The 9999-nt window shown below is 67.7% G+C and carries 8 protein-coding genes; all 8 read right to left on the bottom strand.

Features of this window, described 5'->3' with window-relative positions; all coding sequences use genetic code 11:
• Positions 1–32: 32 nt before the first annotated feature.
• On the bottom strand, positions 33–1205 hold the full coding sequence (ugpC, locus tag AB0C29_RS19190) for a sn-glycerol-3-phosphate ABC transporter ATP-binding protein UgpC (protein WP_360821854.1): 1173 nt from the start codon (positions 1203–1205) through the stop codon (positions 33–35).
• Positions 1206–1239: 34 nt separating this feature from the next.
• Positions 1240–2073, bottom strand: coding sequence for a carbohydrate ABC transporter permease (locus tag AB0C29_RS19185; protein ID WP_360821852.1), 834 nt, complete (start codon positions 2071–2073; stop codon positions 1240–1242).
• 2 nt (positions 2074–2075) lie between these two features.
• Complete coding sequence (locus AB0C29_RS19180; RefSeq protein ID WP_360821858.1) at positions 2076–2987, bottom strand: sugar ABC transporter permease; 912 nt, start codon at positions 2985–2987, stop codon at positions 2076–2078.
• Between the two features lie 44 nt (positions 2988–3031).
• Positions 3032–4255, bottom strand: a complete 1224-nt coding sequence (locus AB0C29_RS19175) for an ABC transporter substrate-binding protein (RefSeq protein ID WP_360821850.1) — start codon at positions 4253–4255, stop codon at positions 3032–3034.
• 257 nt (positions 4256–4512) lie between these two features.
• Positions 4513–6768 carry an alpha-xylosidase gene (gene yicI, locus AB0C29_RS19170; protein WP_360821848.1) on the bottom strand — a complete coding sequence of 752 codons (2256 nt, stop codon included), beginning with the start codon at positions 6766–6768 and terminating at the stop codon, positions 4513–4515.
• 35 nt (positions 6769–6803) lie between these two features.
• Positions 6804–7688: a carbohydrate ABC transporter permease gene (locus AB0C29_RS19165; RefSeq protein WP_360821846.1), complete on the bottom strand. Its 885-nt coding sequence runs from the start codon at positions 7686–7688 to the stop codon at positions 6804–6806.
• 1 nt (position 7689) lies between these two features.
• Positions 7690–8595, bottom strand: coding sequence for a sugar ABC transporter permease (locus tag AB0C29_RS19160; protein WP_360821844.1), 906 nt, complete (start codon positions 8593–8595; stop codon positions 7690–7692).
• Positions 8592–9884 carry an extracellular solute-binding protein gene (locus AB0C29_RS19155; protein ID WP_360821856.1) on the bottom strand — a complete coding sequence of 431 codons (1293 nt, stop codon included), beginning with the start codon at positions 9882–9884 and terminating at the stop codon, positions 8592–8594. Before AB0C29_RS19155 ends, AB0C29_RS19160 begins: the two co-directional genes overlap by 4 nt.
• Positions 9885–9999 lie beyond the last annotated feature (115 nt).

The raw sequence follows: 9999 nt of genomic DNA, 5'->3' as shown, positions 1-9999 counted from the left end.
ATCCGCCGCCGGCAGCGCTCGCCCTCCGCCGGTCAGTCGGTGCCGGCCACCAGGTTCTTGCCGCTGGCCCCGTCGAACACCTGGATCTTCGACGTGTCGTACCAGAGCCGGGCGGTCTTGCCGCGCTGGACGTTCGCGGCCGCGTCCAGCCGGGCCGTCACGTCGACGCCGCCGCTGTGCAGGTCGTTGCCGGTGTCCTTGGCCAGGTCCTCCAGGTCCTTGGACTGGGCCTGGTCGCCCTTCATGGTGAAGTAGGCGTAGACGTCCGAGCCCATCGCCTCGACGATGTCGATCGGCGCGTCGAAGGTGGCGCCCGGCTTGTCGCCGACCAGGGACGCCTCCTCGAAGTGCTCCGGGCGGATGCCGACGATCACCTCCCGCTCGCCGGTCGAGCCGTTGAGCGCCTGCCGGACCTGGTCGGGCAGCTTCGCCTCGCCCAGGGCCGTCACCACGCCGTCGGGGCGCAGCCGGCCGGGGAAGAAGTTCATCGACGGGCTGCCGATGAAGCCGGCCACGAACAGGTTCGCCGGGTGGGCGTACAGGTGGGCCGGCGAGCCGACCTGCTGGACCACGCCGCTGCGCATGACCACGACGCGGTCGCCCAGGGTCATCGCCTCGGTCTGGTCGTGGGTGACGTAGAGGGTGGTCGTGCCCAGGCTCTTCTGGATCCGGGAGATCTGGGTGCGCATCTGCACCCGCAGCTTGGCGTCCAGGTTGGACAGTGGTTCGTCCATCAGGAACGCCTTGGGCGAGCGGACGATGGCCCGGCCCATGGCCACCCGCTGGCGCTGGCCACCGGAGAGGTTGGCCGGCTTGCGGTCCAGGTGCTGGGTCAGCTCCAGCATCTCGGCCGCCTGCTCGACCTTCTTGCGGATGGTCGCCTTGTCCATCCCGGCCAGCCGCAGCGGGAAGCCCATGTTGTCGCCGACGGTCATGTGCGGGTACAGCGCGTAGGACTGGAACACCATGGCGATGTCGCGGTCCTTGGGGGCTTTGTCGTTGACCACCTGACCGTCGATGATCAGCTTGCCGGCGGTGATGTCCTCGAGGCCGGCCACCATGTTCAGCGTGGTCGACTTCCCGCACCCGGACGGGCCGACCAGGATGATGAACTCGCCGTCGGCGATCTCGAGGTTGAAGTCGTCCACGGCCAGGGCGCCGTCGGGGTAACGCTTGACCACATGGTCCAGAACGATCTCGGCCACGTCAGCTCCTCGGTGTATCGGTACGTGGGATGGGTCAGCCCTTGACGGCGCCCGAGGTCAGCCCCGCGACGATCCGCCGCTGGAAGACCAGCACGAAGATCACGATGGGGATGGTGATGACCACGGCGGCGGCCGCGATCGGTCCGGTCGGCTTCTCGAACGTGGTGGCGCCGGTGAAGTAGCTCATCGCCGCCGGGACGGTCCGCGCGTTCGAGGTCGAGGTGAGCGAGAGGGCGAACAGGAAGTCGTTCCAGCACGAGATGAAGACCAGGATGGCCGTGGTGAAGATGCCGGGCATGGCCAGCGGGGTGATCACCCGGCGGAAGGCCTGGTACGGCGTCGCTCCGTCCATCTTCGCGGCCTTCTCCAGGTCCCAGGGGATCTCCCGGAAGAAGGCCGACAGCGTGTAGATCGCCAGCGGGAGCGCGAAGGCGATGTACGGGATGATCAGCCCGGGCCAGGTGTCGAACAGCCCGACCGCCGTCTCGATCTTGAACAGCGGCGTGACCAGGGCGATCTGCGGGAACATCGACACCAGCAGGGCCATCGCCACGATGGTCCGCTTGCCCGGGAAGTCGAGCCGGGCGATGGCGTACGCGGCCATCGTGCCGAAGGCGATCGCGATCAGCGTGGCGATGATGCAGATGCCGATCGAGTTGGCCAGGGCCCGCAGGAAGTCCGGATTGTTGAAGATCGCGGAGTAGCTGTCGTTGCTCGGCGAGGTCGGGATGTAGTTGCCGTCGTTGAGGGTCGCGTCGTCCTTCAGTGACAGGGACACGATCCAGAGCACCGGGACGAACGCGTACAGCAGGACGATCGCGTTGACACCCCACCACATCAGCTTGCGGTTCGTGGTCTCCGGCTGCATGACTACCGCCTCCCCTCAGCGTCGGATCCGGGCGCTGCCGCCCCGAAGAACTTGATGAACGCGAACGCGATGATCCCGGTGGTGATGAAGATCAGCACCGACATCGCCGACCCGATGCCGAGGTTGAGCCCCCGGATCAGGTTGCTGTAGGCCACCATCGACACCGAGCTGGTCTTGTTGGACCCGCTGGTGAGGATGAAGATGTTGTCGAACACCCGGAACGCGTCCAGGGTGCGGAACAGCAGGGCGACCAGGATGGCCGGTTTGATCAGCGGCACGGTCACCAGCCAGAACCGTTTCCACGGGCTCGCGCCGTCCATCGAGGCGGCCTTGAGCAGGTCCTCGGGCACCAGCGCCAGGCCGGCCATCAGCAGCAGCGCCATGAACGGGACGGTCTTCCAGACCTCGGCCAGGATGATGATCCCGATCGACGGCCAGAACTCGGTCAGCGGCGCCGAGTTCTCCGGGGCCAGCCAGCCCAGCCCCTGGGTCCAGGCGAAGCGCCAGGAGAACGCCGCCACCACGGTGACGATCGCGTACGGCACCAGCGCCGAGGTGCGCACCAGCCCCCGTCCGACGATCGTGCGGTGCATGACGATCGCGAGCAGCATGCCGAGGATCAGCTCGAGGGTGGCGCCGACGATGGTGATCAGCATGGTGACGCCGAACGCGGTCCACCAGATCGGGCTGGACAGCACGGTGACGTAGTTGTCGAACCAGATGAACTCGTTGGCGTCCGGCTGGCGCAGGTCCGCCTTGTTCAGCGACAGCCAGAAGGCGTAGATGATCGGGTAGGCGGCCACCGCGAGCATGATCACCACGGCCGGGCCGACCAGCATCAGCCCCAGCTTGCGCTCGGCCCGTTTGGCGTCGGTGTGGCGCTGGCGGGCGATCTCGGTGGTGCCGTCGTCCATGCGGTCCTCGGCCGCCTCAGCGGCTGCCGCGGTCGGTGTGGCGGTCATGGCACGATCCCCTTGCCCTCGATCGCATCCTTGATGGAGTCGCGCAGTTCGTCCGCCGCCTTCTGCGGGTTGATGCTCTGCGGCGGCGAGAGTGTGGTGGAGACGAGCGTCGAGATGTTCTGGTACACCGGCGACACCGGGCGGGGCACGGCGGCCTCCAGCTCGGTCCGCATGACGTCGGCCATCGGGTACGCCTTCTTGAACTCGGGGAGCTCGAAGACCGTGGCCAGCGCCGGTACGTCACCGGCGTCGATGGCGGCGCTGAGCGCGTTCTTCTGGTTGCGCAGGCACATGGCCGCTTCGAACGACTCCTCCGGATGCTTGCTGTAGGTGCTGATGGCGTAGTTCATCCCGCCGAGCGTCACCTTGGGCGGCCCGCCGTCGACCGACGGGTAGGGCGCGTAACCGAGGTCGTCGACCAGGTCCGGGTTGGCCTCGCGCATGGCGCTGAGCACGTACGGCCAGTTGAGCGAGAAGGCGGACCGTTCGGCCTGCAGGTCGGCGAAGACCTCGGGCTCCTGGGCGTTGGACAGCGACGCGCTGGTGACCCCCGAGGTGGCGAGCTTGCGCAGCAGCGTCAGCGCCTGCACGGTCTTGTCGTCGATGGTGGGCTCGGAGCTGTCCTCGTTGACCAGCGTGCCGCCGTACGCGGTGATCAGGTTGTTGACGTTGACCACGTAGCCCTCGTACTGGGCCGCGGTGAGCCCGATCTCGTAGGGCTTGCCCTGGGCCTTGAGCTGCTGGGCCATCGCGATCATCTCGTCGAAGGTCTTGGGCGGCGTGGGCACCAGCGACTTGCGGTACCACAGCAGCTGCACGTTGGTCGTGCGCGGTACGCCGTAGAGCTTGTCCTTCCAGGTCGCCGTGTCGATCGGTGGCTGGAGGGTGTCCTTGGTCGCCTGGGCCTTCTGGTCCCCGGTCAGTTCGCGGATCCACTTGGCCTCGGCGAACTCCGCGGTCCAGGTGACGTCCATGCCGAGCAGGTCCATGCCGTCGTCCTTGGCGGCGAGCCGCCGGACGAACTGGTCGCGCTGGCCGTCGGCGTCGCTGGGGAGCAGATTGCCGACGATGGTGTAACGGCCGGCCGCCTGTTGGTTGCAGTCGGCGATGATCTTGTCGAAGCCGGTGCCGCTGGCTCCGCCGTAGAGGTTGACCACCGTGCCCTCGGGTCCGCTGGAACAGGCCGCGAGCGAGGCGAAGAGGGCCGTCACCCCGATCATCGCGGCCCATCGTGACGGCCGCCGGGGCGTCGTCGGTCGTGGAATCATCATCGATCCTCCGTCCGGGCAAACCGCTGGCTCACAGTGGCCCAGCTCACAGCCCTGACCCCGACATTGCCAGATATCGCTGGCAGGCGCGAGTGGAGGAGAGCAATCTTCTGTAACAAGGTGTTCATGGACGGTGACAACGTGGCAGCACGCCCGAAACGCGGCGGTGAGGCGGGAATTGCCCGCCCCACCGACCCGATATCCGATCTTTACGGCAGCCGCAGCTCGCAGGTCGCGACGTCGGCAGCCACGTCGGCCACCGAGTCACCGGCGCGCACCCGCCACGGCGCTGCCGCCCCGGTGCGGACGACCCGCACGGTGCCGCCCGACCGGGTCACCTCGAAGGTCGTCGCCGGCTCCCCCGCCGGTCCCGGCACGGTCGTCGTCCGGGTGCCCTCGGCCAGCTCGAAGATCTGCAGCGTGATTCCGTCGCGGTAGTCGTAGTCCGGCCGGTCCGTGCGGGCTCCGACCGCCAGCACCGAGTCCGGCCGCACCAGCAGCGGCACGCTGGCGAAGCCGTGCGTCTCGTGCACCCAGCCCGGCCCCTCGACGACCTCCCCGGTGCCGAACCGGGTCCAGCGGCCGGCCGGCACGTAGTACGACGTGTCCCCCGCCTCGCTGAACACCGGCGCGACCAGCAGGTTGTCGCCGAGCAGGTACTGCCGGTCCAGGTGCGTGACGGCCGGGTCGTCCGGGAAACCGAAGACCATCGGCCGCATCACCGGCAGGCCCTCGCGGTGCGCGCGCCCGGCCGCTTCGAACAGGTACGGCATCAGCGACAGCTTCAGCCGGGTGAACGAGCGCAGCACGTCGACGGCCTCCTCATCGAACAGCCACGGCACCCGGTACGTCTGGTTGCCGTGCAACCGGCTGTGCGAGGAGAGCAGCCCGAACGGGATCCAGCGCTTGAACACCGCCGGGTCCGGCAGCCCCTCGAAGCCGCCGATGTCGTGGCTCCAGAAGCCGAAGCCCGAGGCCGCCAGGGACAGCCCGCCGCGCAGGCTCTCCGCCATCGACTCGTACGTGGAGGAGTTGTCGCCGCCCCAGTGCACCGGGAACTGCTGGCCGCCGACGGTCGCGGAGCGCGCGTACACCACGGCTTCGCCCTCGCCGCGGTGTTCGCGCAGCACGTCGAAGACCACCCGGTTGTAGACCTGGGTGTAGTAGTTGTGCATCCGTTCCGGGTCCGAGCCGTCGTGCCAGACCACGTCGAGCGGGATGCGCTCGCCGAAGTCGGACTTGAACGCGTCGACGCCCATCTCCAGCAGGGCCCGCAGCTTGCCCGCGTACCACTCGCAGGCGTCCGGGTTGGTGAAGTCGACCAGCGCCATGCCGGCCTGCCAGCGGTCCCACTGCCACACGTCGCCGTCGGGCTTGCGCACCAGGTAGCCGGCCGCCATGCCCTCGGCGAACAGCGACGAGCGCTGCGCGATGTACGGGTTGATCCACACGCAGGTCCGCAGTCCCCGGTCGGACAACCGCTTGAGCATGCCCGGCGGGTCGGGGAAGATCCGCGCGTCCCACTCGAAGTCGCACCAGCTGAACTCGCGCATCCAGAACGTGTCGAAGTGGAAGACGCTCAGCGGCAGGTCCCGCTCGGCCATCCCGTCGACGAAGCTGGTCACCGTCTCCTCGTCGTAGGAGGTGGTGAACGAGGTGGTCAGCCACAGCCCGAAGGACCAGGCCGGCGGCAGGGCCGGCCGCCCGGTCAGCGCGGTGTACTTGCGCAGGATGTCGGCCGGGGTGGGGCCGTAGATGACCAGATAGGACAGTGACTGCCCGGCCACGCTGAACTGGGTGCGGGAGACCAGCTCGGAGCCGACCTCGAAGGACACCTTGCCGGGGTGGTCGACCAGCACGCCGTAGCCGCGGTTGGTCAGGTAGAACGGCACGTTCTTGTACGCCTGCTCGCTGCTGGTGCCGCCGTCCTCGTTCCAGATGTCGACGGTCTGGCCGTTCTTGACCAGCGGGCCGAAGCGCTCGCCGAGCCCGTAGACGGCCTCCCCCACGCCGAGGTCGAGCTGCTCGTGCACGTACTGCTCGCCCTCGGCGGTGTCGACGACCCCCATGCCCTTCCACCCGCTGCCGGTCAGGCGCTTGCCGTCGGCCAGGAAGTCCAGCCGCCACGCGTCGCCGTCGGCGAACCGGGCCGTGAGCGCGCCCGAGGTGAGCTCGTTTCCCTGCACCTGCGCCTGGAAGTCCGGGTCGGCGGCGATCTCGAAGTCCGGCTTGCGCGGCCGGTGGCCGGCGAAGTGACTGATCGACACCCGGATGACGTCGGGCGCCGGCGCCGAGCACGTCACCGTGATGATCGGGGCGTCCAGGGTGTCCCCGCGTCCCTGCACCCGCTTGGCGGTGGCGAAGGCGGTCAGCGTGCCGGCGCCGGCCGACGTGTCCTGCAGCTGCACCGGGTGCAGCACCGTCAGGCCGTCACGCTTGCGCCAGTAACCGTCGGTGAACTTCATGCACAATCCTTTACTGCTTCGGGGCCTTCGGCGGGCTACTTGATGGCGCCGGCGGTGATGCCGCGGGTGAGGGTGCGCTGGAAGATGAGGAAGAACAGCATCGCGGGCAGGATGCCGATCAGCGCCGAGGCGCTGGTGGTCGTGGCGTCCATCTGCCGGTCGCCCTGGAGCACGCCGAGCGCGACCGGGACGGTCTGGTTGGCGTTGGAGACCAGGAAGACCAGGGGCAGGAAGAACTCGTTCCACGTCCAGATGAAGAAGAACGTGAACAGCACGGCCAGCGTCGGCCGGCTGACCGGCACGACGACCCGCCACAGTGTCCGGAAGCGGCCGGCCCCGTCGACCGCGGCGGCGTCGAGCAGTTCGGTCGGGAACTCGGCGTAGACCGAGGAGAGCAGGTACGTGCCGAACGCGCTCTGGATCACCGTGAAGATGATGATGATCGAGAGCAGGCTGTCGTACAGGTGCAGGCTCTTGGAGAGGTAGTACAGCGGGTAGACCAGCACCTCCTGTGGCAGCAGGTTGGCGACCAGGAAGAAGACCAGGAACCAGACCCGGCCGCGGACCCGGCCGATGCCCAGCGCGTACGCGTTGAAGACCGACAGGATCACGGCCAGCACCGACACGACGGCGCTGGTGATGAAGCTGTTGAGCAGCTTGCGGCTGAAGTCCACCCGCTGCCAGAAGTCGACGATGCCGTCCCAGTGCAGCGACTTCGGGATGGACAGCGGCCCGTTGCTCGCGTAGTCGGCCGGGCTCTTGACCGCGTTGAGCGCGACGACCAGCAGCGGCGCCACCACGAGCAGCAGCAGGACGAGCAGCACGCCCAGCACGATGTAGCGGGCCGGGTACCGCCGCCGGTTGACCCCCGCCTGCGTGGGGGCCGCCTGCTTCTCGGGTGCGGTGGCCAGAGCGGTCATGTCAGGCTCCCTTGCGCTCGTCGCGGGTCTGCAAGCGCAGGAAGACGAACGCCAGCACCACGATCAGGACCGTGAGCACGGTGGAGATCGCCGAGCCGTAGCCGACCTGGGCCTTCTGGAAGAAGTTCTGCCAAGCGAAGTACGACGGCACCAGGGTCGCGTTGCTCGGCCCGCCCCGGGTCAGCACGAAGATCTGCCCGAAGATCTTCAGCGCGGCGATGGTGGTGGTCACCAGCACCACGTAGAACTCGGGCTTGATCAGGTAGACGGTGATGTGCCGGAACCGCTGCCACCAGCCGGCCCCGTCCAGGTCGGCCGCCTCGTACAACTCGGGGTCGATGCGCTGCAGGCCGGACATGAACATGACGATCGGGTAACCGAGCTGGAACCAGACCATCACCGCCATCACGCTGTAGAGCGCGTACTTCGGGTCGCCGAGCCAGTTGCGGCTCAGCGAGGAGAGTCCGACGGAGTCCAGGATCCGGTTCAGCGCGCCGTAGCTCGGGTGCAGGATCCAGCCCCAGACGATGCCGGTCACCGCGACCGGCAGCACCTGCGGCAGGTAGAACCCGGAGCGGAAGACGCTGGCCCAGCGCGGCCCGAAGATCTTGGCGATGTAGTCGAACAGCACCGCCGCCAGCAGCAGGCCGAGCAGGGTGGGGATCACCGCCATCGCGATGATCAGCAGCAGGATGTGCCCGAACGAGGCCCAGAACCGCTCGTCGTGGAACAGCCGGGTGTAGTTCTCGAAGCCGACCCACTCCGGGCTGCCGATGCCGGACCACCGGGTGAAGCTGATGCCGACGGTCATCACCAGGGGCACCACGATCACCGCGAGGGAGGCCAGCACCCCCGGGACGAGGTACCAACCGAACCCGGCGGTGTGCCGGCCTCCCTGCCGGCTCATTTGCCCAGGTCGGTCAGGTTGTCCTGGTACGGCTTGGCGACCTCGTCGAGCATCTGCTGCGGGGTCTTCGAGCCGTTGATCAGCCCCTGCACGCCGCCGACCATGACGTCGTAGTAGCCGGGCGCGGGCCAGTCCGGGTAGAACGCCAGCCCGTCACTGGAGGAGATCTTGGCGAAGTTGTCGATGAGCTCCTTGTTCTTCGCGTCGGTGATCCCCGCGCTGTCCGCCGCGACCGGGACGCCACCGTTGTTGCCGAGCAGGTTCTGCACCTCGGGCTGCATGGTGATGTCGATGAAGTCGTACGCCAGGCTCTTGGCCTTGCTCTTGGTCGGCACCACCCACAGGTTGCCGCTGGAGCCGGGGTGCAGCGTGTTGCCGGGGAACAGGAACGTGCCCCACTGGAAGTTCTTGATCTCGGAGGAGAACCGGCCGTACCACCAGCTGCCGGAGATCATGATCGGGAACTTGCCCTGGGTGAAGGCGACGCCCATGTCCTCGGCCTTGATGCCGGCCGAGTTCTTGGCGATGTAGCCCTTCTTGACCCAGTCGGCGAAGGTCTGCGCGCCGAAGGTGAGCTCCGGTCCCTGGAAGTTGACCTTGTTCTTGTAGAGCTGGTAGTCGTCCACGAAGGCCCGGTTGGCCTTGGACAGGGCCAGCTCGTAGAAGATCTGCTGGGCCGGATACTCGGCGCCGCCGACCGACAGCGGCGTGACCTTGGCCTTGACGAAGGCGTCCATCGCGGCCTCGAACTCCGCGAGCGTGGTCGGCACGGCGACCTTGTGCTTGGTGAACAGGTCCTTGTTGTAGTAGACCATCACGTACTCGCCGTAGTTGGGCACGCCGAAGGTCTTGCCGCTGCCCATGATGCCGTCGCCGTCGTACTTGGTGGTGGTCTGCAGGCTCGGGCTCAGCTTCTTGTCCCAGCCCCGCTTCTCCGACTCCTCGGTGAGGTCGGTGAGCAGGCCCTGCTTGGACAGCAGGCCGGCGGTGGCGTTGCCCTTGTTGTACTCGAGGATGTCCGGGGTGCTGTCGGAGTTGAGGATCATCCCGGCGTTCTGCTGGATCTGCTCGAAGCTCTTCTCCTCGAACTTCACCTCGACGCCGGGGTGGCTCGCCTTGAACAGCTCGATCGCCTTGGCCCAGGCGACGCCCATGGCGCTGGTGGGGCCCTCGTAGTGCCACAGAGTCAAAGTCTTGGCGTCGGCACCCTCGTCACTGGAGCCGGAATCACTGCACGCGGTAAGGCCGAGGGACGCCGCCAGTAGCAGCGCGCCCGCGGCGAGGCTCATACGGGATCTGACCATGCCGTCCTCCCAGGGGAAACCGTGTTCGTCGAAGCGCTTCGACAGGCAGCCGTCGTAGCGCTTCGACGATGGGGGGTGGGGAGAGGCGTGGGACAGGGTG

Source organism: Actinoplanes sp. NPDC048791, from assembly GCF_040650095.1.
Taxonomy (GTDB): domain Bacteria; phylum Actinomycetota; class Actinomycetes; order Mycobacteriales; family Micromonosporaceae; genus Actinoplanes.
This window is presented reverse-complemented; position numbering and strand designations above follow the sequence as displayed.